At 41.4% G+C, this 24,467-nt stretch carries 20 protein-coding genes; all 20 read left to right on the top strand.

All coding sequences use genetic code 11. The features are described from left to right. The first annotated feature begins 61 nt into the window (after positions 1–61). The 20 genes from AAA942_RS16895 to AAA942_RS16800 all read left to right on the top strand — a co-directional run bounded on the left by AAA942_RS16895 (position 62) and on the right by AAA942_RS16800 (position 24,227). Complete coding sequence (locus AAA942_RS16895) at positions 62–580, top strand: DeoR family transcriptional regulator (RefSeq protein ID WP_338221476.1); 519 nt, start codon at positions 62–64, stop codon at positions 578–580. A gap of 147 nt (positions 581–727) precedes the next feature. Then, complete coding sequence (locus AAA942_RS16890; RefSeq protein ID WP_338221475.1) at positions 728–3,340, top strand: polysaccharide biosynthesis/export family protein; 2,613 nt, start codon at positions 728–730, stop codon at positions 3,338–3,340. Positions 3,341–3,343: 3 nt separating this feature from the next. Next, entirely contained in the window at positions 3,344–4,663 is a 1,320-nt protein-coding gene (locus AAA942_RS16885) for a UDP-glucose dehydrogenase family protein (RefSeq protein WP_338221474.1), read from the top strand. 34 nt (positions 4,664–4,697) lie between these two features. After that, the gene (locus AAA942_RS16880; protein WP_338221473.1) at positions 4,698–5,315 is read left to right on the top strand and encodes a DapH/DapD/GlmU-related protein; all 618 of its coding nucleotides are present in this window, start codon (positions 4,698–4,700) and stop codon (positions 5,313–5,315) included. 4 nt (positions 5,316–5,319) lie between these two features. Further along, complete coding sequence (locus tag AAA942_RS16875; protein ID WP_338221472.1) at positions 5,320–6,432, top strand: GNVR domain-containing protein; 1,113 nt, start codon at positions 5,320–5,322, stop codon at positions 6,430–6,432. Then, entirely contained in the window at positions 6,432–7,556 is a 1,125-nt protein-coding gene (locus AAA942_RS16870; RefSeq protein WP_338221471.1) for a DegT/DnrJ/EryC1/StrS family aminotransferase, read from the top strand. The genes AAA942_RS16875 and AAA942_RS16870 overlap by 1 nt, the downstream gene beginning before the upstream one ends. A gap of 55 nt (positions 7,557–7,611) precedes the next feature. Then, a complete protein-coding gene (locus tag AAA942_RS16865; RefSeq protein ID WP_338221470.1) occupies positions 7,612–8,187 on the top strand; it encodes an acyltransferase in 576 nt (191 codons plus the stop codon). Between the two features lie 185 nt (positions 8,188–8,372). Further along, the gene (locus AAA942_RS16860; protein ID WP_338221469.1) at positions 8,373–9,335 is read left to right on the top strand and encodes a Gfo/Idh/MocA family protein; all 963 of its coding nucleotides are present in this window, start codon (positions 8,373–8,375) and stop codon (positions 9,333–9,335) included. A gap of 2 nt (positions 9,336–9,337) precedes the next feature. After that, positions 9,338–10,126, top strand: a complete 789-nt coding sequence (locus AAA942_RS16855) for an acyltransferase (RefSeq protein ID WP_338221468.1) — start codon at positions 9,338–9,340, stop codon at positions 10,124–10,126. Further along, positions 10,126–11,280: a dTDP-4-amino-4,6-dideoxygalactose transaminase gene (gene rffA, locus AAA942_RS16850; RefSeq protein WP_338221467.1), complete on the top strand. Its 1,155-nt coding sequence runs from the start codon at positions 10,126–10,128 to the stop codon at positions 11,278–11,280. The genes AAA942_RS16855 and rffA overlap by 1 nt, the downstream gene beginning before the upstream one ends. Further along, on the top strand, positions 11,267–12,412 hold the full coding sequence (locus AAA942_RS16845; protein ID WP_338221466.1) for a TDP-N-acetylfucosamine:lipid II N-acetylfucosaminyltransferase: 1,146 nt from the start codon (positions 11,267–11,269) through the stop codon (positions 12,410–12,412). Before rffA ends, AAA942_RS16845 begins: the two co-directional genes overlap by 14 nt. Next, positions 12,412–13,875: a lipopolysaccharide biosynthesis protein gene (locus AAA942_RS16840; RefSeq protein ID WP_338221465.1), complete on the top strand. Its 1,464-nt coding sequence runs from the start codon at positions 12,412–12,414 to the stop codon at positions 13,873–13,875. Before AAA942_RS16845 ends, AAA942_RS16840 begins: the two co-directional genes overlap by 1 nt. A 37-nt stretch (positions 13,876–13,912) precedes the next feature. Further along, on the top strand, positions 13,913–14,980 hold the full coding sequence (locus AAA942_RS16835; RefSeq protein ID WP_338221464.1) for a glycosyltransferase: 1,068 nt from the start codon (positions 13,913–13,915) through the stop codon (positions 14,978–14,980). Positions 14,981–14,989: 9 nt separating this feature from the next. Continuing rightward, positions 14,990–16,228: a glycosyltransferase gene (locus tag AAA942_RS16830; RefSeq protein ID WP_338221463.1), complete on the top strand. Its 1,239-nt coding sequence runs from the start codon at positions 14,990–14,992 to the stop codon at positions 16,226–16,228. 4 nt (positions 16,229–16,232) lie between these two features. Next, the gene (locus tag AAA942_RS16825; RefSeq protein ID WP_338221462.1) at positions 16,233–17,516 is read left to right on the top strand and encodes a glycosyltransferase; all 1,284 of its coding nucleotides are present in this window, start codon (positions 16,233–16,235) and stop codon (positions 17,514–17,516) included. Then, positions 17,509–18,672: a hypothetical protein gene (locus tag AAA942_RS16820; protein ID WP_338221461.1), complete on the top strand. Its 1,164-nt coding sequence runs from the start codon at positions 17,509–17,511 to the stop codon at positions 18,670–18,672. The genes AAA942_RS16825 and AAA942_RS16820 overlap by 8 nt, the downstream gene beginning before the upstream one ends. Then, positions 18,635–19,708, top strand: coding sequence for a glycosyltransferase family 4 protein (locus AAA942_RS16815; protein ID WP_338221460.1), 1,074 nt, complete (start codon positions 18,635–18,637; stop codon positions 19,706–19,708). Before AAA942_RS16820 ends, AAA942_RS16815 begins: the two co-directional genes overlap by 38 nt. Continuing rightward, positions 19,705–21,294, top strand: a complete 1,590-nt coding sequence (locus tag AAA942_RS16810) for a DUF4091 domain-containing protein (RefSeq protein WP_338221459.1) — start codon at positions 19,705–19,707, stop codon at positions 21,292–21,294. The genes AAA942_RS16815 and AAA942_RS16810 overlap by 4 nt, the downstream gene beginning before the upstream one ends. Beyond that, a complete protein-coding gene (locus AAA942_RS16805; protein WP_338221458.1) occupies positions 21,287–22,378 on the top strand; it encodes a DUF1972 domain-containing protein in 1,092 nt (363 codons plus the stop codon). Before AAA942_RS16810 ends, AAA942_RS16805 begins: the two co-directional genes overlap by 8 nt. 61 nt (positions 22,379–22,439) lie before the next feature. Then, positions 22,440–24,227 carry a capsule assembly Wzi family protein gene (locus tag AAA942_RS16800; protein WP_338221457.1) on the top strand — a complete coding sequence of 596 codons (1,788 nt, stop codon included), beginning with the start codon at positions 22,440–22,442 and terminating at the stop codon, positions 24,225–24,227. The last annotated feature ends 240 nt before the right edge of the window (positions 24,228–24,467 follow it).

The raw sequence follows: 24,467 nt of genomic DNA, 5'->3' as shown, positions 1-24,467 counted from the left end.
AACTCCTATTGTTTTTAGGAAAGTCAAGAATGAGTACCTTTGTTACTCATTTGGATTTTTTATGCTCGAATCACTCATCACATCCAAAACCAGGCTTAAGCTTCTGATCAAATTTTTTGTGAATTCACAAAACCACAGTCATTTACGCGGATTGGCTGATGAGTTTGGAGAATCCACCAATGCCATCCGGAAAGAACTCAACAATCTGACTCAAGCTGGAATTTTGATTCGTCATTCGGACAAAAACAAAATTGAGTATCAGGCCAACGTCAAACATCCCTTTTATACCAATATCCGAGATATCATTAGGAAGTATTTGGGATTGGATATGCTACTGGAAAATATCCTGGAAAGAATGGGGGAAGTGGAGCAGGTGGTTTTGACAGGAGATATCGCAAGGGGTAACGACACCGGTACCATCGATGTACTGATTACCGGGGAAAATCTAAATGATGAATACATCAACCATCTCACCAAAAGAATTGAAGAATTGATTGACCGTAAAGTAATCTTTACGCTCTCAATGGGTCGTACATCGGTGGGAGGTCTTGTGCTTTTTGACAGGGAAGCAGGAATCTGATTTTTGGGATTTCTGATTTGCTGCTAGGTCCGCTTGGGACTGAAAGGGCGAAGCTGTACCTATTTGGTAGTTTTCTAAGGGATTTTATGCAATTTTAGCCTTGTTTTGAAATTTAGTACTAGGACATACTTTCAACTCCGCAAGAATTTGAAAAAAATTATTGGACTTCTTTTGCTGTTTTTAGGTTTGACTTGGGCGGGTTTTGCTCAGAGTCTAAGCAATCTCAGCACACTTAGAGTGGATAACCTCTCCGATGCTCAAATCGAACAGTTGATTAAAAGGGCAGAGTCAAGCGGACTTACTCCAACTCAATTGGAAGCTATGGCTAGAGAGCAAGGGCTATCTCCTATTGAGGCAGCCAAGCTAAGAGAACGAATTAACAATTTGCAAAGACGGGCTCAGTCTCCAAATCAAAGTTCAGCTTCCTTCGGTAGTAGAAATATGCCGGGAAATTTAATGAACAATGACCCATTCGATTCCATCAGGAGGGCGGACCCCTATTTTGACCTAACCCCGTTCCAAAAGAAAATTTTTGGGTATAAGCTTTTCCATAACAGAAACTTGGATTTCAATCCAAGTCTCAACTTACCAACACCTCAAGGTTATGTAATCGGGGCAGGAGACCAGTTGCTTGTGGATGTTTATGGTGCTTCCCAGCAGTCATTTGATCTGACAGTCAGCCCAGAAGGTAGGGTTTTGGTCCCTAATATCGGCCCAGTACAAGTAGGAGGCAGTACCATAGAGGCAGCTACCTCTAGGTTGAAAAACTCTCTTTCCAGAATTTATTCCGGTTTGGCAGGTGGTAATCCAAATACCTTTTTGGAAATCAGACTCGGAAATATCCGTTCAATAAAGGTTTCCATGGTCGGGGAGTTGACTAAACCCGGGACCTACACTCTGCCATCTTTTGCTACAGTATTTAATGGCCTTTTTGCAGCGGGAGGTCCAAATGAAAACGGTGCATTTAGAAATATTCAAGTTTATCGGGATAGCCGATTAGTAGCTACAGTGGATATTTATGAATTTTTGGCCAAAGGTGAGCAATCTTCCAATATCACCCTACAAGACAATGATGTCGTGATTGTGCCTCCTGTTCAAGCTCGGGTGGAGATCATGGGGCCAGTCCGTAGAGAAGGTTTTTTTGAAGTAAAACCCAATGAATCTCTTCAGGATTTATATATCTATACTGGAGGGTTTTTACCTACGGCCTATAAAGAGCGAGTCACAATAAGGAGATTTGAAAATAATCAGAGGAAGGTTTTGGATGTGGTTCAGGCGGATTTTGGAAGCTTTCCTCCCAAGGACGGAGATGAAATTCTCATCAGTGAGTCCATGAACCGATACACCAACCGGGTTCAAATATCAGGGGCTGTTTTCCAGCCGGGGGAATATTCTCTTGAGGAGAAAAACTTGACAGTATCTGAGCTTATCAATAGGGCGGAAGGTTTAAAGCCTGAAGCATTTGTGACAAGGGCTACCTTGTACAGAACCAACTCCGACCTGACTCTTGGGGCGGAAAGCATTGATTTGAAAGGGATTCTGGAGGGAACCACAGAGGACGTCATGTTGAGAAATGAGGATTTACTTTTTATTCCCAGCCGCTATAAGATTCAGGAAGAGTTTTATGTGAAAATTTCCGGCGAAATCAATTTACCGGGCACCTATCCTTATGCCTCAGAAATGACTGTCGGAGATTTGATTTTGAGATCAGGTGGGCTTTTGCAGTCAGCCACCAATTCCTCCATAGAAATAGCAAGGAGAGTTAGAGATGCCAGTTCAGGAAAGATTGCAGAGATTCTTACTCTTTCTATCAACTCGGATTTAAGCTTTTCTCAAGAAGAGAAAAACCTTACTCTACAACCATTTGATCATGTTTTCATAAGAAGAAGCCCCGGTTTTGAAAGAGAGCAGTTGGTGAGAGTAACTGGAGAAGTAATTTACCCCGGGGATTTCGCCATCTCAGGCGCAGATGAGCGGATTTCTGATGTGATCAAAAGAGCTGGTGGTTTGAATCAATTTGCTTATCCCAAAGGGGCAAATTTGATCAGGAGAACAGTTTATTACAAAGGCATGACCGAAGAAGAAATCAAGGAAATGCTAATGAAAGAGATTCGAACCAAACTTGATCCTGAAAAAAACAGAGAATTGAATGAGGCGGAAAATATCCTGTTTGAAAGATTGACCACTAAGTTGGGTGAGCTGGAAGAGATCCAAATGGAGCAAGCTAAAAAAGCAGCCGAAAGGAGATTGGAACAGTTTTACGTGATGGACAGTCTTCGGTTGGACTCTGCACTTAATGCAGTACGACTGAAAGAACAGGATCTGGTGGGTATTGATTTGGAAGCGATTTTGGCTAATCCTGGAGGACCTGAGGATTTGATTTTGCAGGAAGGGGATATTATTCAGATTCCCAAGCAGCTTCAGACTGTAAGAATGGTAGGAGAAGTATTGTTGCCTACAACCACCCGATATGAAAAGAGCCAAGGGCTTAGAGGGTATATTTCCAAAGCCGGTGGTTTTTCAGAAAATGCCCGAAGGAGTAAAACCTACATCATTTATGCAAATGGTGATGCAAGGAGAACCCACTCTTTTCTGGGACTGAAATTCTATCCTTCCGTGGAGCCCGGTGCAGAGATAGTGGTACCGGAAAAACCTAATCGAGAAAGAATCAGTACCGCGGGGTGGATAGGTTTAGCCTCAAGCTTAGCTACAGTGGCCATATTGGTCCAGACTATCGTTAACAACTCCAACAATCCATAATTCATGAAAATTGCAGTAGTGGGTACCGGCTATGTAGGCTTGGTCTCTGGGGCTTGTTTGGCAAATGTGGGTATTGAGGTTACCTGCGTGGATATTGACCAAGGGAAAATAGATCAACTTAAAAATGGGATCATGCCCATTTATGAACCGGGTCTGGAAGAAATTGTTGAAAGAAATTACAAAAGTGGCCGCCTCAACTTCAGTACTGATCTTGGTCAAGCAATACAGGGAGCAGAAGTGGCGTTCATTGCAGTAGGAACTCCTCCTGGTGAGGATGGATCAGCGGACCTAAAATATGTTCTTGCGGTTGCAGATGAGATAGGTCAAAAAATGACAGATTACCTAGTGGTGGCAACCAAAAGTACGGTTCCCGTAAATACAGGAGAAAAAGTCCGGGCCACGATCAAGGCGGCTTTGGAAAAAAGAAAGGTAAACCTTCCTTTTGCAGTCGCCTCCAATCCTGAGTTTTTGAAAGAAGGGGCAGCTGTGGAAGATTTTTTAAGACCAGATCGAATTGTCATTGGAGTTGACGATGAGCGGGCTGAGAAAATCATGCAGCGCCTGTACAAGCCATTCCAACTCAGTGGAGAGCGAATTATTTACATGGATATTCCCTCGGCAGAGATGACCAAGTATGCAGCTAACGCCATGCTGGCTACCAAAATTTCATTCATGAATGATATCGCCAACCTTTGTGAACGGGTAGGAGCAGATGTCAACATGGTCCGAAGAGGAATCGGTTCTGATCCCAGGATAGGAAAAAAATTCATTTATCCGGGAGTTGGGTATGGAGGTTCCTGCTTTCCAAAGGATGTAAAAGCGATCATCAATACAGCCAAGGAATATGGCTATGATCTACGGGTCCTTCGATCGGTGGAAGAGGTAAATAATGATCAAAAGCATATTTTGGCAGCTAAGGTGAAGGCTCATTTTGGAGAAGACCTAAGCGGTTTGACCTTCGCCATGTGGGGATTGAGCTTCAAGCCCAATACCGATGATATGCGAGAATCGCCGGCGGCTGTAATTATTGATGAGTTGCGAGCCGCAGGAGCAGAAGTTCGCGCTTATGATCCCAAAGCCATGGAAGAGGCCAAAGCTCACTATATTTTCGACAAAGTCACCTATTGCAGCGATGCCTATGATGCCTGTGTGGATGCAGACGCCCTCTTATTGGTGACGGAATGGTCTGAATTCAGGATTCCTAGCTGGGAAGCAATTGGGAAGCTTTTGAAAAACAAGGTGGTCTTTGATGGTAGAAATATTTATGACAAGAAATATCTCTCCTCGCTTGGTTTTACCCATTATGGAATTGGGACTAAGTGAGCAGGTTAAAATAAAATAAAATCTAGCTAATCATATGCTGATAGCAGGAGCAGGAGGACATGCCTTAGAGGTTAAAGAAGAGCTTGAAAGGATAAACCCTTCTTTCAAGTTTATTTTTTTTGATGAAGCTGGACATAAACCTGATTCCCCACTGAGTGATTTTCCTTTAATTCTCGAAATAGCAGATTTAAATCTTCATTTAAATCAGTCTCCTGAATTTGCTTTAGGATTGGGTAACCCCGAAATTCGTGAGCGATTTATGAATTTATTCGAAAGTATGGGAGGAATATATCATCCTATACATTCCAAATCATCTCAAGTCAGCCCAACTGCCACAGGAGTTTTTGATGCCTTATCCTTTTGTTTTATAGGACCAAATACTCAAATCGGTAAAGGAACTTTGATCAATTCCAGAGCACATATTCATCATCAAGTTGTGGTGGGTGATTTTTGTGAAATAGGTCCAGGTGCCATGCTGTTGGGAGAAGTGAAAATCGGGAAAAAGTGTAGGATAGGCGCAGGAGCCATTCTTCTTCCTGGAATTAGCCTAGGAGATGAAGTAACAGTCGGTGCTGGGGCTGTTGTCACAAAAAATGTAGGTTCAAAAAATAAAGTTATCGGTGTTCCTGCCCGCAACTTGGAGAATTCTTAAAACTATGTCAGATCAGGAAAAAGTGAGTGATTCTTCGAAAAACATGGATTATTTAGCCTTGATTAAGGGTGTTTTTGCAAGAAAAAAGAACCTCAAAATTGCGGTTGGGATTGCACTATTCATAGGGCTGTTAATCGCGTTCACCACCCCAAAAGAATTTCAATCCACGTCCTTTTTTTTAGTAGAATCCGAAGCTAACACCAACCCAATGGGACAATTTGGGGCTTTGGCGGGATTGGCAGGAATAAATGCTTCACAGTTTCAATCGGGTCAGATTGCGCTCACATCGGATATTTTCCCAGATGTCATCCAAAGCAGAGATTTCCTTAATTCCATCGGGAAAGAAAAATTCGTTTTTGAAACCAAAGGGGATGTTTCTCAAAGCCTGGAAGATTACTACTACGAAGAGAAGCCAGGGAATGTAGTCAGCAAGACTTTTAATTTTTTACTTGGAATACCAAGCTCCATTATAGCTTGGTTTTCAAGCTCAGAATCAGTTCCTACTGCCGAAATCAATGATCAAGAAGTGGACATCGAGGATTACCTTCGATTTTCCAGTAAAGAGTTGTATGCCATCAATCAGCTTAAAAAAAGAATCCTTATTGATCAAAAAGGGAAAACCATTCGGCTCACAGTCACTATGCCAGAGCCATTGATTTCGGCAAGGGTAAATGCCTTAGTAATGGAAAAGTTGATTGCTTATGTGACTGAATACAAGCTTAAAAAGCAGCGGATTAACATGGAGTTTATCCAAAAAAGAGTTCTGGAAGCTCAAGAGAAATTTAATCAGTCGCAATTGGACTTGGCCTCATTCAGGGATGCCAATCAAGGGCTGATTTCCCAAAAAGCCAGAACCAGAGAGGAAAAGTTACAATTCGAATTCAACATAGCTTTTAATATCTACAATTCCCTCAAACAGGAAATGGAGCAAGCTGAAATCCAACTAAAAAAGGAAACCCCGGTGTTTACTGTGTTGGAAAAAGCAGCAGTTCCCCTAGGACCGTCTAAACCTAATAGACCTTTAATCCTTATTTTTTCCGTATTTCTTGGGTTTTTTGTAGGTGCAATTTTTAATCTATACCAGATTTTAGTCGAAAATTTAAAGCATACGATTTAATGAATTCCATCCAAATGGTTGATCTGAGGACTCAATATGAGCGGATCAAACCTGAAATTGATTTGGCTATCCAAGGGGTAATCGAAAATACAGCCTTCATAAACGGGCCTGAAGTCAAGGCTTTTGCAAAAGAACTGGCTGAGTATACTGGAGCTGGCTTCGTCATCCCGTGTGGAAACGGTACCGATGCCTTACAGATCGCAATGATGGCTCTGGATTTTCAGCCGGGTCAGGAAGTAATCGTTCCAGCCTTCACTTATGTAGCAGCGGTAGAAATGATCTCGTTATTAGGATTGAAGCCTAAATTCGTAGACGTGACGCCGGATACTTTTGAAATGAACCCTTCCGAATTGGAAAAGGCTATAGGTCCCAATGTGGTCGGTATTATCCCAGTTCATTTGTATGGGCAATGCTCCAATATGGAGTTTATACTGGATGTAGCTAATCGAAATAATTTAAAGGTGATAGAAGATACCGCCCAGGCTATTGGTGCGGTTTATTCTTTTTCCAATGGCAAAAAAGCCCAAGCCGGCACCATGGGCCACGTGGGGACTACTTCCTTTTTCCCTTCCAAAAACTTGGGCTGTTATGGGGATGGTGGAGCAATGTTTACCAATGATCCCGATTTGGCTGAGCGCCTGAATAGGATTGCCAATCATGGACAAAAGAAAAAATATCACCATGAGTCAATCGGGATTAATTCCAGACTTGACACCCTTCAGGCAGCTATTTTACGTGTGAAATTGAAAGAGTTGGATCGATATTGTGCAGCCAGAAATCAAGTGGCCGATCGGTATGATCAAGCTTTTAAAAATCATACTTCTATAAAAATTCCAAAGCGGGCGAGTAATTCCACTCATGTGTTTCATCAATATACAGTACAGATTGAAGGTGCCGATAGGGATGCGCTCAAAAGTTATCTTCAGGAAAAAGGGATACCGACTATGATCTATTATCCAATTCCTGTACCTAAGCAACAGGCTTACCTCAGGTACGGATATCAAACTGGAGATTTTCCTGTTTCGGAATCTCTTTGCGAAAAGGTTCTTTCCTTTCCTATTCATACAGAAATGGACCCTGCTCAGCAGGACTTCATCATTGATTCTATCCTGAATTATTTTTGATGAAGGTATCTAGGATCTGTTTCTGAAATCATTATCCCTACATAATCAATAATTAATGAAAGCTTACTACGCACACGAAACTGCAATTATCGACGATGGGTGTACAATCGGGGAGGGGACCAAAATATGGCATTTTTCCCACATCATGCCTAACTGTACAATCGGAGAAAACTGCAACATAGGACAAAATGTGGTGATTTCTCCTGAGGTGGTTTTGGGGAAAAATGTAAAAGTTCAAAACAACGTCTCTATTTACACCGGAGTAACCTGTGAAGATGATGTGTTTTTAGGCCCCTCCATGGTGTTTACCAACGTGATCAATCCAAGAAGTGCAGTCAATCGTCGCGGACAATATGCCAAAACACACGTAGGCAAGGGGGCTTCTATAGGCGCAAATGCTACTATCGTATGTGGGCACGATATTGGTGAGTTTGCCTTTATCGGGGCAGGTGCAGTAGTGACTAAAACTGTTCCACCCTATGCCCTAGTTGTCGGAAATCCTTCCCGTCAAGTAGGATGGATGAGTGAGTTTGGACATAAATTAGCCTTTGATGAAAATGGAATGGCGACTTGTCCCGAATCAGGTGAGCAATATCAGCTGGTAGGAGGTAAAGTTTCCAAAGTCTCCTAATCGGGGAATATTGAATTAGTACGTGATCTATTCAAGAATCTATACTGAGAATTAAAATTTATCTCGGATCAGGTATAAGGAAATAAGGGGTTCTGAAATTGTCTTAAAAAAGAGCGATTGGGAATTTTACTCGGAAAAATTAAAACTAAGCTCCTGATTGAAAAGGAGCAAAATTCAACTAAAAAATGAAAAATTTTGCATTGATTGGTGCTGCAGGATACATAGCACCCCGGCATTTGAAAGCGATCAAGGATACAGGAAACAGACTTTTGGCCGCCTATGATAAGTTTGATAGTGTGGGTGTAATGGACAGCTACTTTCCTGATGCAGACTTTTTTACAGAATTTGAACGCTTTGACCGTCACGTAGAAAAGCTCAAGCGGGCAGAAAACAAGATCGATTACGTAAGTATTTGCTCACCAAATTACTTGCATGATTCTCATATCCGGTTTGGACTTCGGGTCGGAGCAAATGTAATCTGTGAAAAGCCATTGGTTTTAAATCCATGGAATATAGATGCCTTGAAGGAAGTAGAAAAAGAGCATGGGGGTAGAGTTTACAATATTCTACAATTAAGGCTACATCCCTCCATTATTGCCCTAAAAGAAAAAATTGCCTCTGGTCCAAAAGACAAGGTTTACGATATTGACTTAGCCTACATCACCTCTAGAGGACATTGGTATTATACCTCATGGAAAGGAGATGTAAGCAAATCCGGAGGGATTGCTACCAATATTGGGGTTCACTTTTTTGATATGTTGACTTGGGTATTCGGTCCGGTAAAGACAAACCAAGTCCATATCCATACTCACGATAGGGCTGCAGGCTTTCTTGAATTGGAGAAAGCCCGGGTGAGATGGTTTTTGAGTATCAATGCAGATACTTTGCCAGAAGCTGTGAAAGCAAGAGGCGGAAGAACCTTCCGTTCACTTTCAATGGAAGGAGAGGAGATTGAATTTTCCGATGGATTCACTGAGCTGCATACTCATAGCTACCAGCATATTTTGGATGGCAAGGGTTTTGGACTGGACGAGGCTAAAAACAGCATTGAACTGGTTCATGATATTCGGCATTTATCACCAATTGGTTTGGAAGGAGAATTCCATCCTTTATGTAAATTCCCTTTATCCAAACATCCTTTCCAATAAATATGCAGATCGAGTCAGAATTTATTTCTGTTGGGGCTAATACCTATATTGATCCTACGGCAAAAATCCGAGGGATCAATGGGAAGGCAAAAAGAATTATTATAGGAGACAATTGCTTCATAGGTGCAAATGTTCAGATTATCTGTGATGATTTTGAATTGGGAGATTATTCCAAGCTACAGAATAATATGACTGTCCATGGATACAAGCCTTGCAAAATCGGTCATAATGCCTGGATTGGTCAGTTTACTGTAATCGACTCGATTGGAGGAATGACCATAGGGGACAATTGTGGGATAGGAGCTCACAGTCAATTGTGGAGCCATATCAAATACGGAGATACTCTGGAGGGCTGTCGGTTTTTATCCGAATCGCCAATGAAGATTGGGAACGATGTATGGTTTGTCGGGCACTGTATTGTGTCTCCCATTGAAGCCAAGGATAAGTCCATGGCATTAGTCGGTTCCGTAATTACCAAGGATATGGAGGAAAATTGTATCTATGCTGGCTCTCCAGCAAAGAATATATCTGATAAAATTGGCAATCAGTTTATACCTGTTTCCGTGGAGAAAAAAGTAGCCACAATGAGGGAATATTTGAAGACTTGGGGAGGAGATATAAATGCTGTCCAAATCATCACGGATTGGGAGGAAGCCGAACTTGAAAATCTTGAGGTTTCGTATTTCAACGTTGCTGACCGAAAATATACCAAACGACTTTCCGAGCCGGAGATCAGTTTTATGAAATTTCTACTTCCTGAGAAAGCTAAATTTACACCTTACACTTTCTGATGATCCCCTTTAATAAGCCTTATATCACCGGTAAAGAATTGGACTATATTGCTGATGCAGTAGGGACAGGAAAGATTTCGGGCAATGGAAAATATACTAGACTTGCTCAGCAGTTATTTGAGGAAAAATTCGGAATCCGAAAAGCTCTTTTAACTACTTCCTGTACCGATGCTTTGGAAATGTGTGCGTTGTTGCTCAATATTTCTCCCGGAGATGAAGTGATAATCCCAAGCTATACCTTCGTTTCCACGGCCAATGCATTTATGCTGAGAGGGGCAAAGGTAGTTTTCGCAGATAGCAGAGCAGACCATCCCGGTTTGGACGAGGATTCCATAGAAGAATTGATTACCCCTAAAACCAAAGCCATTGTAGTTGTGCATTATGCAGGAGTAGCCTGTGATATGGTAAAAATTATGGATTTGGCTGCGAAACACGATTTGGCTGTGGTCGAAGATGCTGCACATGCCATCGATTCTTACTATGTCACTCCTACGGGAGAAAGAATGCCTCTAGGCTCCATAGGTCATTTGGCTACTTTTTCCTTTCATGAGACCAAAAACATTTCTTCAGGGGAAGGCGGTCTTCTCGCGATCAATGATGAAAAATATGTGCATCGGGCAGAGATCATTTGGGAAAAAGGAACCAACAGGGCCTCCTTTTTCAGAGGGGAAATCAATAAATATGGATGGGTAGAGTTGGGATCCTCCTTTTTACCCTCAGAGGTGACAGCAGCTTTTCTTTGGGCTCAATTGGAAAATATGTCCCAAATCCAGCAAAGAAGGATTGAAATCTGGGAAAGATACGATCAAAACTTACGTGGTCATGTGGAAAATTTCGGGATAAGACTTCCTGAAATTCCTGATTTTGCGACCAATAACGGTCACATGTATTACTTGATTGCAGAGGATGGGGATCAAAGGGACTTTTTGCTAAAAGAAATGAAAAGTGAAGGGGCCTTGGCCGTTTTTCATTATTTGAGTTTGCATAGTAGCGAGTATTTTGCTTCCAAGCATGACGGAAGGGAGTTGAAAAATTCCGACCTTTATTCTGAGCGATTGATTCGATTACCATTTTTTTATGAATTGACTCTTGATGAAGTGGATAGAATATCGTCCAAACTGACCGAAATTCTGGAGAGATATGCATTCGCATGAAAACCTTGTTTTCCTTCCCGATTCACCTTATTCTGAATGGATAATCAAGCGATGCGAAGAATTATTCCCTCATCTGAATCAGTATGTTTTATTGGTAGATGAGCTAGGACAGCCTACCCGTCTTCGTTATCCTGATTTGTTGATTTTAAAAAACAATCAACTGGAGTCTTTGGAGAAACTTCATCTCCAGAAGCCCTTTAAAAGAATCATTGTTAACTACCATACTCCGTTTATTGGTCATTTTCTAGAATGTAATAAAGATAAATTTGGCCAAACCAAGGTCATTTGGATCATTTGGAGCGGGGATTTGTACAAGCACGGGAAGTTTTTGAAACGTGCCTACACTCCCTTGACTTTAACTATCCTTCCTCCCAAGGGAAGATTTAAAAATATTCGCCAGGGAATTCATCACCGGATGCTCCAAATACTCGGTAAACCCAACCAATACACCTTCGAAAAATCCTTTTCACGCTTTGACATGGTCGGCTCTTTTTTTGAAAAGGACACCATCGAAGCCAAGGAGGTATTGGGAGTCAATGCAAAATGGATTCGTTTTGCTTTCCTTTCTCTTGAGGAGCTTTTTGCAGAAAAAGATCTTCTCAGAAATCCAATTCTTGGGAATAAAATAATGGTAGGGCATTCCGGTTCTCCTGAAAACAATCATCTCGACGTTTTTGAAAGACTTCGAGAATTAATTCCTCAAAATGACCGAGTTGTGCTCTCTCCACTTTCCTATGGCAATCCCAAATACTTGGATTTTGTCAAAGCAAAAGGAAAGGAATGGTTTGGGAAAAATTTCGAATCTCTGGAAAAATTCATTCCACGAGAAACCTACTATAATAAGCTGTCTGAGGTGTCAGTTGCGATATTTAACCATAAAATCCAACAGGCCTTTGGCAATATCCTTGGACTGATTTTTATGGGAACCAAGGTGTTTTTGAATCCTGAAAATCCTGTTTACATCGAATTAGTCCAAGCGGGAATTCAGGTATTTGACTATTCCCAAATGACGAAAGAAGATCTTGATTCTCCTCTTTCTAAGGAGACTATTTCACGGAATAGGGAATTGATGCAGCAAATTTTCAACGAAGAGAAAATCCGGAGCTTCTATAAAGATATTTTTCTGTCTTGATGACGGTTCTTCAAAACATCAAAAACCTTGCATCAGACAGTCTCATTTACGGAGTAGCAGGAATAGCCACCCGTTTAATGGGCGTATTATTGACTCCGCTTTATACTCGGGTTTATACGCCGGAAGACTACGGGGTTTTTGGCGTAGTAAATAATGCCTATTCACTTATTGCCTTATTGATGATTTTGTCTTTGGATAATTCTACAGCCAGGTGGTTTTATGATTCTGAAGAGCATGAAAAGCGAAAAAGAATAATCAGTACTTGGTTTTGGTTTTATTTGATACTGTCTGCCCTGGTAGGGGCATTTTTCTTTTTTAGCTCAAATTATTGGTCGCAGTTTGTTTCCTATCAGCCCGAACTGGCGGGGCAGTACATCAAGATCTTGGCAGTCTCACTTCCTGTATCAGTGGCTACTGTGGTGGCTACCAAAGTGCTTCGATTTGAAAAAAGGCCAAAAAGCACAGTCGTCCTGACTTTTCTTCAGGCCCTGAGTCTGATCTTGTTTAATGTACTTTTCGTATTGGTTTTGGATTGGGGACTGACCGGAGCATTTTATGCCAAGTTGGTGGCTGGGCTGATTATGGTTCCTCTTTCAATTTCCTATATCAAACGATGGATAGGAAGGTTCAATCTTTTGGATTGGACTTTATTGGCCAAAATGATCCGTTACAGCCTACCCTTTATTCCAGCTAGTATTTCCATCTGGATGATCAACCTCTCCGCCATTTTTTTTCTAAATGGAAAGGTTTCCGACAATGACTTGGGTTTGTTTCAGGTTGCATTTACCCTTGCCTCTTTTGGGGGTTTGATTGTCAATTCATTTCAACAGGCATGGTCGCCATTTGCTTTTTCAATAATTCACCAGGAAAATGCAAAAGAGACCTATGGGAAAATCCTTTTGGTCTACCTTATGGTTGTCGGATCTCTTACCTTATTGATTTCGCTATTTTCTTTGGAAGCTTTGATGATCATCGCTACTCCCTCTTACTACGGCGCAGCCAAGATTGCGAGTATTCTGGTTTTTAGCGGGATGTTTGCCGGGCTGACCAATATTGCTGACCTAGGGTCTGCTATCAGTAAAAAAACAGCTCCTTTGGGAATGGTTTATTCCTTCTCGGCCTTCCTTTTGATAGGATTGAATATCCTTTTAATTCCAGAATTTGGGGTAATAGGAGCAGCCGTTGCTGTTTGCTTCTCTCAGCTGGTTTCTCCGGTTTTTGCCTTTTATTTTTCTCAAAAAGTATATCCTATTCCTTATGACTTTATCCGTGCAGGAGTATTCGTGGTACTGATTTTCCTCATGGGGTATTTAGGATTTTATTTTTCAGAGCCTCTTTCAGTATTCCTTTCAATAGGTGTGAAAGCTCTGGCCTTTATAGTCTTTGCTGCATTGGCCATAGGCCTATTTAACAGAGAATTTCTTTTGGCTAGAAATCTGATACTAAAGCGTTTTAAAGGTTAATTTCAAGCCAGAGACAAATGATGTTTTCTGTATCTGAATGAGGAAACTGATTTACATTTCTTCCTTCTATCCTGAAAAAAGCCCTGGAGTAGTTAACAAAATCCAAGGTACTTTGGAAGCTGCAAGTCGGATAGGCTATTCGACTTCTTGGATCAATATAGTTCCCGAGCCAGGATTTCTTTGCAAGTTAAGTCAAGCTTTAGACCAAGCTCAGGCAGAAGTAATTCTTTTTCGGAGTATTTGTCAATACAATTTTTACCTGATTCCAGCATTTATTCGGGCTAAAAAGAGAGGCATAAAATTGGTAATGGACGTACCTACCCCAAATGGCACCGCCATCAAGGAACTTGCCAAATCATCTAGCTCCCTTATCAGAAAGATTAAAGATTTAGCTTATCTCATTGTTTCAGGCCCAATTCCTTACTGGTTTGTCAGTCGGATTTTGCAATATGCTAATGAGAGTTCCTGGTTTCTCTTAGGGAATAGGTCGAGAACCCAGCTTTTGGGGAATGGAATAGAGGTCAACTCGATACCAATCCGCAATTCAGTTCCTAAATGGACGGGAGACCGACTGGACTTGGTCTGTGTAGCTTCTCTTAATTATTGGCATGGAATTGATCGATTAATAGATGCCATGGCCCAGGTTAATTCCAAAGAATCCAAGCTCAAGATCTTTCTGAAGGTAATCGGTGAAGGCGCTGTCTTTTGCCAGTTGAAGGAAAGGGTAAAAAAATTGGGTTTGGATAGCTATGTGAACTTTCTTGGTTTTTTGAAAGGGGAGGAACTCTATACTCATTATGAAACGGCACATCTTGCTGTTGGGTCACTTGCTTTGTATCGGAAAAATCTTTCTACAGCTTCCGAATTGAAATCCAGAGAGTACTGTGCTGCGGGTTTGCCCTTTATTGTCGTTGGGAATGATCCCGATTTTGGAAAAGAGGCAAAATTTAGAATTCAGCTGGCTAATCACGAGCCGATTGATGATTTGGTAAAGTTTTTTCAAAACTTCAATCCAGACCTGATTGATTTCAGCCCTGTTGAGATTAGAAAGTATGCCGAAAAGCATCTTGATTTTTCTGTAAAAGTCCGACAGATCTTGGACTGAAGCTAAAAGATGAAAAACCCACAAACTCTTTGCCTTTTGACCCAAAAATTCCCCTTTGAATCAGGGGAAGAGTTTTTGGTGCCGGAGCTAAAACGCTTAGCAAATGAGTTTGAGCAGATTATCCTAATTCCCACTTCGGTGAGGGATTATTCTTTTCAGAGAAAGGTTCCTGAAAATGTTCTAATCCAACCCATCAGAAATCCGGAGACTCCTTTTCAGGTCGCCTCCGCTTTAGTCCAAAACTTCCCTCAATTTCTAACCTTATTGAAGGGGCAGATTTCATGGGATGGCTTGAATTTCTATCAGCTAAAATATTGGGTCTATCATATCCCATTTGCGCTCAAGATTAGAAATGAGCTGGAAAAATTATTGAATCAAGAAGAAAACCCTCTTTTCTATTCCTATTGGGTAGATACAAATGCCTTCGCGATTTCCTTGTTAAAGAGGAAGTATCCCAATGTCAAATTTGTAGTAAGAACTCATGGAGGGGACCTGTATAATGAAAGAAGTCCTTCAGGAAGGATTGCATTCCGTAACACGATCTACCAAGAGACAACAGCTATTTGGCCGATTTCTTCCCATGGGATGAATTACATTCTGGATAATTTTTCAGAGCATAAGGAAAAAGTAAAATTGTCGCGTTTGGGAGTGGAGGATTTCGGTATGGGGCCTATTTCCCCTTCTGAGGGCCGATATCATATCGTTACCTGTTCTTCCCTGATTCCACTCAAGCGGGTAGAATTGATTGCCCAAGTCCTATTCAATTCGGTTTTACCAATTCGCTGGACTCACTTTGGAGGGGGAAATAAGGAGTTTGACCGAATCATTGGCAAATTGGGAGAAAGACCGCAAAACTTGGAAATTTCCTTCAAAGGGAAAGTTAGTAACGAAGCCCTTATGCACTTCTATTCTACTCAATTTGTGGACTCTCTGGTCAACTTGAGTGAGTCCGAAGGAATTCCTGTTTCCATGATGGAGGCGATTTCTTTTGGGATTCCCGTTTTTGCCAATCGGGTAGGAGGTATTGGGGAATTGGTAGTGGATTCCACGGGTTGCCTTGTTGAGGAAGGGCAAAATGTAGATGACTTGGTAAGACAATTCGAAGATTGGATCAAGTCAGGGAAATCTCGAGACCCTGAATTTCGGAAAGGAGTCAGAAGGTTTTGGGAATTGAATTTTAGAGCGGAAACCAACCTTTCCGGCTTCATGCAAAGAATTACTGCTGCTCCGGAGGAAGCTTTATCCTAAGCTTTTGCAAAAGATCTTATTACTTTCTCATTATTTCCAACCCTGTACCCTCACTCCTGCACAACGGATAAGTTATTGGGCGGAAAATTTCCATCGTCTTGGGTTTTACCCCGTAGTGGTCACCCGAGCATGGAATCCGGAAATCAGAACCCATCACGATACCAAATTGCCCCTAGGAGATGAAGTGAGAATCGAAAAATTTACCACACATGAGGTCCACTATTTGCCTTTTCGACCGGGTATGCTGGATTGGTCTTATTTACATTTTGGCGAGACTTGGCTGAGGCCTCTTTTTTTGTTGGTTAGACTACTCGATGTGGCTTTAGTACAGTTTTCTCTTCGCTTTACCTCCTTTGCAAGCTATTTGCCTTATCTGAAGGACTTAATCAGCAAAGACCATTTTCGGACGCTTATTATTTCTGCTGAGCCTTTTTACCTGTTTAGAATTGGATATTCACTTCAAAAAAGATTTGGGATAAATTGGATAGCCGATTACAGGGATGATTGGAGTACCAATGAGCTTCAGATGGAGAAAAGTGGAAGTGTGGTCCGCAAGTGGGTGGCGAAGCTGGAGTCCAGATATGAAAAAAAATGGGTAGGTACAGCCGAATCAATCATTTCCGTTTCCAATCCATACACAGAGAGGATATCAAAATTTTTGAATAAAAGAGGTATCACTATCCAAAATGGCTACGAGGAAGGTCTTTTGACAATGCCGGAAACAGAGCCCTTTGACCAGTTTACGGTTATTTACAGTGGGGTGCTTTATCCTTCCCAGGATATCAGTCTGATTTTGGAGGTTCTCAGCCAATGCTATGCGATGAATCGGCCTTTTCGCTTGATTTTTATGGGTGCAGGATTTGATTTGAAGGAAAAAAAGCGGATCGAATCCTTGGTTCCAGACCAGCTTAAGCCTTGGGTCCAAGTCACGGAACGATTTCCTAGGTCCAAAGCGCTGAAAATGCTGCAAAAGTCCCATGTGTTTCTGGGAATAGCTTATGGAAAGATGAAAGGAATCCCTTCCTCCAAGCTTTATGAATACCTTGCCTTAGGCAAACCTGTTTTCCTTTGCCCAACAGACCAGGATTTGATGGAGGAAATTTTAACGGATTCTGGATTGGGCTTTTTTGCCCAAAATTCAAAGCAAGGAGCAGAAGTTATCCTCAAGCTTCAGGATATGTACCTGGATAGAAAGGAAATATCCTCACTTAAGGCTGCCTCAAGAAAAGCAGATTTAAAGTATTCCAGATTTTATCAGCTTAAGAAATTGTCAGAATACCTTGGATAACAGCTCTACCATAGCTCTTGGGTTTGTTTCGGGAATTGTCCGGATAGGCTGGATTTTGGTGTTGTTTTTGACCTCTTGCACCCAGCTTGTCAGTTTCCAGCTAGACAAGGCATTGATGACCTTGGCAGTGGGTGTATTGCTTTTTCACTCCTTAGTCCAAGGAAAAAGGGTTCCTGCACAGTCCTTATTAGTCCTTATTCTCAGTCTTGGTTTGTCCCTACTATCCTATCTGATTAATCTTCCGGAGTCTTCGCTGATTATTTTCTTTCCTGTAATTGGATTGGCTTTCGTTATTTTGATGGGGGAGGAGGAGGATTTTCTTACGCTTATTCAGTGGGCCTTATTCCTGCATATTAGTGCCGGAATTTTTTTCGTGATAGCCAGTTATATTTTTGGACTTAACTCCTACGTGCATCCCATGTATGACAAGGGATTGCCTTTTCTTCATGCTGCAAAAGGACTGACGACCACTGTTCAAGCCTATGGTACTTTGATTATTGGATGGTTTTTGATTTACTATTGGAAAAAGGATCAAGGAAAAGTGAACTACCTGGATCAAGTAGCCTATTTGGTGGTTCTTTTGGGATTGGTTTTGACTTTCAATAGAAACAGTCTGCTGATTTATTACATCATCCTGTTTTTTAAGCATAAGCGGATTTTTTGGTTTAGTGTGGCTTTGGGTATAGCATTCGTGATATACTTCTTTGATTTTATCAACAAATTGATTTTCAACCTGAATACCCTGAGCTCAAGATCTGACCTTTTGGAGGCATTTCGAATTGCCTTCTTCCAGCAAACCAATTGGATCCAATACCTGATTGGGCATGGAAATAATATGGTGGACGACAGTATAGCCCGTGGCACCTTTTACCGCACAGGCTATATCGAAAATGGCACCTCCGTTTTGTTATTTACCTATGGGTTTGTTGGCTATTTTTTTTACCTGATTTCTGTATTTACTTTTTCATTTCTCTTTTGGGCTAAGGGAAAAATATTCTATGCGGCCATGCTTTTTTACATTTTCATCGTGGCCCAACAGTTTACCCATGAGTTTTACTCCACTACCATTTATATACTATTGGCAGTATTCCTTCTGATTTTCCAGAGCTATCCGAAAGTTGAAAAAAAAGCTCATCTTTTTTCACCTGCTGAATAATTTCACAGGGAGCCCTCAGGTCCTGAGAAGTGTGATCGAAACTGCAGTGAAAGCAGGCTATCAAATTGAGCTTTACACGAGCTCGGCCCAAGGCTTTTTATCAGGTATTTCCGGAATAAAATACAGACGCAATTATTATAAAAGATATCCCAACCGATGGATTACCCTCTTTACTTTTTTTTCTAGTCAATTACTCTTGCTGGGAGTTCTTTTGAGGCATTTGGGGGAGAAATCCGCATTCTATACCAACACCATATTGCCTTTTTCGGCGATAATGGCAGGTAGGTTGATGGGAAAGACGGTCATTACTCATGTCCATGAAAATGAAGTAAATCCAAAGATTCTGGACAGATTTTTATTTTGGTGGGTTAGGCATTTCAGTACAAAAAAAATCGTGGTTTCGGATTTTCTAAAATCCAATCCCAAGTTGGGCAATAGGGAAATTCATCTTTTACCCAATGTGGTCAATGCGAGGATTTCTGAAAAGGCAGCTCCGGTCTCATGGACCTCAGATACGTTCACTGTCCTCATGTTAGCCTCTTTGAGGCCTTACAAAGGAATCAATGATTTTGTAAAGCTGAGCAATCAACTTCCCCAAATCCGGTTTATTTTGGTATTGAGTGATCTTGAGGAAGAGGTGGTGAAATGGAAAAACGACTTGATTCTCGGGTCAAATATTGAGATTTTCCCTGTACAGGAGGACGTGATTCCTTTTTATCAAAAATCACATTTGCTTTTAAATCTTGCTCATCCAGAGCATTGGCTGGAGACCTTTGGGATGACCGTTTTGGAAGGTTTTTGTTTTGGGCTTCCTGCGATTGTGCCTACAAAAGGAGGAGTGGCCGAGTTGGTTGAAAATGATGTCAATGGATATAAAATTGATTACATCGATGCCAATTTGATCGAAGGTAAAATTCAGGATCTGGCAAAAAACCCTGAACTTTGGGAAAGATTGAGCTATGGGGCATTTGAGGCTTCCAAAAAGTATAGCTTACCGGAATTTGAACGAAAGGTGATTGAAATTTTAAACTCATGAGATGGTTGTTTTTTTCATTTTTACTGATAGCACTTTCAGCAAAGGGGCAAAAAGCTGAATTTGTTAAGTTGGAGAAGCTGTATGAACCTGCTTCTTTTTCGGGGGCCTATTCTGCATGGCGTCAGGAAAGTTTGCTTATTCCTTTCAAATATGAGTCCAGTGCTACTTCCCCAGTATCTATCCAAGTTTCTACACCCGGATTGGAATCGAAGAAGGAATGGTTTGAAATCCACTCGGTTTGGGGAGATTTTTCTGCCGGGAATTGTGGACAGGCAAAAGCAAACGGAAAATTCAAGGAAGCCTTGATTCCTGATCGAGCCAGACCGCTTGTCCAACCTAGATTGGAGGCAGACTCGACCATGAAATGGGGCTTGTTAAAATTGCATATTCCTCATTGGGCAAAAGCTGGAAATTATGATTTGATTCTAAGTTTTACCCAAAATGGAAAAGATCATCAGCTGAAAGGAAAGGTGAATGTGCTGGATAGAGTAGCTCCATTGGTTGAGGAGGTTTCATTTGGGGCTGATTTTTGGCAATTTCCTATAAGCGTGGCAGATTATTATGGAGTCAAGCCTTGGTCGTCTCAACACTGGGAAAAGCTGGAGGAAATGCTCTATTCGCTAAAAGGGATCAACCAAGAGTCTTTGACTATTTCCATTTTCTGGGATCTTTACAATACCAAAATCCGTCCCTTGGATGAAATGATGATTCAGGTGACTCGCAAGCAGGACAATACCTATTCTTATGATTTTTCAAATCTAGAAGCCTATATCCTAAAAGCTCAGGAAGTAGGAGTGGATAAGCAGATTTCGATTCATAATCTCTTTCCCTGGAATCAGAACTTTTACTTTTTTGACGAAAAGAGCAATCAGGTAAAAGCCATCAATGCCGCTCCGAATTCAGAGCCCTATCAGGCCTTTTTCAAACCCCTCATCCAAGCGACCGCTGACTTTCTGGAACAGAGGAATTGGAAATACAAAACCTATTGGGTCATTGATGAACGGGATCCCACACAGACCATTCTCCTGAAAAACTGGATCAATGAAATTGCTCCGGGATTCAAATTTTCATTTGCCGGAAGATTGAGTCCTGCCCTCGCCAAGCAGATGGAAGAATACGCTATGCCAGTCAATGTGAGTCTGGACGAAGAGAAGTTTTCTTCACGGGTGCAAATCAACGGGCGCACCTTAATGTATACTTCCTGTTTTGAGCAGTCTAACCAGCCCAATTCTTTGCTGACCTCAGATCTGCGTGATATTTATTTTTTGGCTCATTTAGCGGATATCCGAGGGTATCAGGGGATTCTTCATTGGGCGTATAATTTGTGGTCCAAGCAGATTAAGACTTCAGCCATATATTCGGATGTGCCTTCCGGTGATGCCCACTTTGTTTATCCGGACGGAGAGCTTTCGGTGCGATATTTGGTATTTCAGGATGCAATTGAAGAGATAGGTAAATTCCGATTGATTTCTAAGGTAAAAAACCCAAGTACAATCCGTCAATCTTTGGGTCGTTACTTTTTAATCAATGTTGAGAAAGATAGATTTCTTGCATTGGAGGCTATGAAAGCATATTTGAATGATTAAGAAAAAACTTGCTATTCTTGGTATCGTAGGTGTTCCTGCGAATTATGGTGGGTTTGAGACGCTAGTTGACAACCTTCTGGATCTTTTACCCAAATTCTTTGACGTCACCGTTTTTTGCGAAAGTGATGCGTATCCCGAAAAACTAGAATCCTACAAAGGGGCCAATCTTATCTATATAAATAAAAAGGCCAATGGGGCACAGAGCATTATTTATGATAGTCTGTGTTTATTAAAGTCTTACAGAAGTCATGATTACATTCTTTTGCTGGGAGTATCGGGGGCTATTTTACTTCCCTTTATAAGACCTTTCACCTCCGCTAAAATTGTCACGCATATCGATGGATTGGAGTGGAAGCGGGACAAATGGGGCTGGTTTGCAAAGAAATTTCTGAAGCTGTCTGAACGTCTTGCGGTCACGTTTTCCCATGGAGTCATTTCGGACAATAAGCACATCCAAGACTATGTGGAAGAGGAGTATGGCAAATCTTCTTTCTTGATAGCCTACGGAGCAAATCATGTGAATTTTGTCGATTCCGAGCCTTATTTGAAGAAGTTCTCCTTTTTAGGGGCTCCTTATATTTTCACTGTTTGCCGAATAGAACCGGAAAACAATGTGGAAATGCAATTGCGAGCCTTCAAAGAGTGTGATATAGGAATGCCCTATGTGGTCGTAGGCAATTGGAACGCCAACGATTATGGGCTTAAGCTTTACCACGACTATTCCACGGTAGAGAATATTATTTTGTACAATCCGATTTATGAGACTGACGAATTAAATGTACTCCGATCGAATTGTTTCTTTTACCTCCATGGACATAGCGCAGGAGGAACCAATCCTTCTTTGGTGGAAGCGATGTACTTGGGCCTTCCTGTGATCGCCTATGGAGTAAACTATAACAGGGAGACTACCTTCGGACGCGCCCATTATTTTTCCGATTTTGAAGAGCTTAAAGGATTACTTCTGAACATTAAGGAACTGGATCGTGAAGCGATGAAGAATGATCTTTATAAGTTGGCCAAAAAGAACTATTCCTGGAAGGCCATCACCAAGAAGTATATCAAAATGTTTAATTCCTTTGGATAAAACGGACCAACATAGACAGGGAGAAAATCGGGTTAACCGATTGAGATGAGGCAGGCTTAAGATGCGTATTGAAGGAGTAAATGTGATGTTGGGCAAATGGATTACAAATGCTTTTTCTCTGTGTTCATTCAGTTTAGAGACGAGGAGCAGAAAGGTAACAGAGTGGAGTTTGGTCATCGGCTCAACTATGGTGCTTTTCCCTTTTCTCTTGATGGGCCAGACTATTCCTGCCGGTTTTCCTGTTTTGGAAGAACAGGCCCGAAGAAGCCAGCTTTTGGGAAAAAACTATCTGGATTACTCCTTCTCCGCCAGGCCTGTCCGATGGGATGATGACTTTTCGGATTCCTTGTTTAATGATTCAGTTGGGAGAAAAGAAAATGAATCAGAAAAGAAAGAACCAAAATCTGTCTTCAAGCTCCTGCCTATCTTGAATACCACAGTGGTTAATTCGAATCGACCCTTTGGTTGGGGCAATTATAGCCTCCAAAATGGAACAGGAGTCCAAAACTTATTTTCTCCCGGAGCTTTTTTGAAATTTCATTTTCTGGAGGTTCAATTGAGACCTGAAATCGCCTTTTCTCAGAATAAGGCTTTTGATGGCTATCCCAGTACTTTCTCCGACAATGTCAACTTTGCCAGATTCAGATACTGGAATTTTGGAGATCATCCTGAGCGCTTTCAGGGAGATTTTAATCAGGTTTTTTCCTGGGGACAATCCTTTATCTCATTATCCTTAGGCAAAGCTGAATTAGGCTTTGGAAGTCAGAACATTTGGTGGGGACCGGGGCAATTTTCATCCCTGCTTTTCAGCAATAATTCCAGAGGAATAAACCATCTTTTCTTAAAGACTAAATCACCAGCAAATATTGGTATAGGTCTGTTGGAAGCTCAGATGATATTTGGAAGAGCTGAGGACTCAGGCCTGAGTCCTTCTCAGAACGTCGCTCTGAATGAACAATACTTCAGACCATTCAATGGAGATTGGAAGTATATCAATGGGATGTCCATTTCATTTCAACCCAAGTTTCTAAAAGGGCTGACTTTAGGATTTAACCGGGTTTTTCAGCAATACAATGATGATGTAGAAAAAAGCTTTCGCGGGAGGCTGCCTGTGTTTGAGGTTTTCCAGAAGGAAAAGCTGTTTGAAAACGGGAATTCCGTTTTTTATGATCAACAGGCCCAAGATCAATTAGTATCCGTCTTTTTTAGATTTCATGATTCCAAAGGAAGATTTGAAGTTTACTCGGAGTTTGGAAAGCATGACCACAATTTCAACTGGAGAGAATTTATTCTGAATCCAGAACATGCCCGCGCTTTTCTTTTAGGGTTTCAAAAGCTGATTCCAATGCCTTCTTCCGAAAGGATGCTCCAAATCAAAGGAGAGATCTTTCATCAACAGGAATCTGTCAATAGGTACATTCGATATCCCATCTTGGGGGTGATTAACACGAGTTGGCAAACTCACTACCAAGTCAGAGGTTTCACCAATTATGGGCAGTCACTTGGTGGGGGTATAGGAGTGGGTGCCAATGCCCAGATCATGGAAATTTCCTCTGTCAAGGATGTTTCCAAAGTTGGAGTGGTATTGAAACGAATAGAGAATCACCAAGATTTCTTTTATGGCGCATTGGCCAATTCCTTTCCCAAGAAGCCTTGGATTGATTATAGTCTCGGACTGCTTTGGGATCACCAATGGGATCAATTGATTCTTAGTGGACAGGTAGAACTGATCCAAGCCAGAAATTACCAGTGGCAGGATAAGGGGATTTCCACTAAGGACTTTCATTCCGGATATAATCCTGTTTCATTTTTCGGTCAGGTTCACCTGATTTATTTGTTTAAAAACTGATAGCCCATGGATTGATTTGGGAGAAAACTTATCCCTACCTTTAAATAGATGATCTTCGTCTCCCTTGATACACATCAAAACCAAGGTTAGTTTAAAAAGAAAAGATCCCTGTGCCAAGTAAAATCTTCATATCCGAACCTTACTATTGCCATTCCTCTTTTTCCGGAGTCGGGAATATTCCGGCAAATTGAGATTAAAATGAAACTATTCTGTAAAAGAAATTAGCAGTTATTAAGCTTT

Origin of the sequence: Algoriphagus sp. oki45, assembly GCF_036245605.1 — a bacterium.
Lineage (GTDB): Bacteria > Bacteroidota > Bacteroidia > Cytophagales > Cyclobacteriaceae > Algoriphagus.
Note: the sequence above shows the minus strand (reverse complement) of the source record. Positions and strands in the feature narration are given on the sequence as shown.

Bases quoted from the DNA above. Each gene is read 5' to 3' on its own strand.
- AAA942_RS16880 (WP_338221473.1), top strand. From the start codon at position 4,698: ATGCTGATAGCAGGAGCAGGAGGACATGCCTTAGAGGTTAAAGAAGAG.
- AAA942_RS16860 (WP_338221469.1), top strand. From the start codon at position 8,373: ATGAAAAATTTTGCATTGATTGGTGCTGCAGGATACATAGCACCCCGG.
- AAA942_RS16855 (WP_338221468.1), top strand. From the start codon at position 9,338: ATGCAGATCGAGTCAGAATTTATTTCTGTTGGGGCTAATACCTATATT.
- AAA942_RS16865 (WP_338221470.1), top strand. From the start codon at position 7,612: ATGAAAGCTTACTACGCACACGAAACTGCAATTATCGACGATGGGTGT.
- AAA942_RS16840 (WP_338221465.1), top strand. From the start codon at position 12,412: ATGACGGTTCTTCAAAACATCAAAAACCTTGCATCAGACAGTCTCATT.
- rffA (WP_338221467.1), top strand. From the start codon at position 10,126: ATGATCCCCTTTAATAAGCCTTATATCACCGGTAAAGAATTGGACTAT.
- AAA942_RS16875 (WP_338221472.1), top strand. From the start codon at position 5,320: ATGTCAGATCAGGAAAAAGTGAGTGATTCTTCGAAAAACATGGATTAT.
- AAA942_RS16810 (WP_338221459.1), top strand. From the start codon at position 19,705: ATGAGATGGTTGTTTTTTTCATTTTTACTGATAGCACTTTCAGCAAAG.
- AAA942_RS16835 (WP_338221464.1), top strand. From the start codon at position 13,913: ATGAGGAAACTGATTTACATTTCTTCCTTCTATCCTGAAAAAAGCCCT.
- AAA942_RS16800 (WP_338221457.1), top strand. From the start codon at position 22,440: ATGCGTATTGAAGGAGTAAATGTGATGTTGGGCAAATGGATTACAAAT.
- AAA942_RS16830 (WP_338221463.1), top strand. From the start codon at position 14,990: ATGAAAAACCCACAAACTCTTTGCCTTTTGACCCAAAAATTCCCCTTT.
- AAA942_RS16845 (WP_338221466.1), top strand. From the start codon at position 11,267: ATGCATTCGCATGAAAACCTTGTTTTCCTTCCCGATTCACCTTATTCT.
- AAA942_RS16885 (WP_338221474.1), top strand. From the start codon at position 3,344: ATGAAAATTGCAGTAGTGGGTACCGGCTATGTAGGCTTGGTCTCTGGG.
- AAA942_RS16805 (WP_338221458.1), top strand. From the start codon at position 21,287: ATGATTAAGAAAAAACTTGCTATTCTTGGTATCGTAGGTGTTCCTGCG.
- AAA942_RS16895 (WP_338221476.1), top strand. From the start codon at position 62: ATGCTCGAATCACTCATCACATCCAAAACCAGGCTTAAGCTTCTGATC.
- AAA942_RS16870 (WP_338221471.1), top strand. From the start codon at position 6,432: ATGAATTCCATCCAAATGGTTGATCTGAGGACTCAATATGAGCGGATC.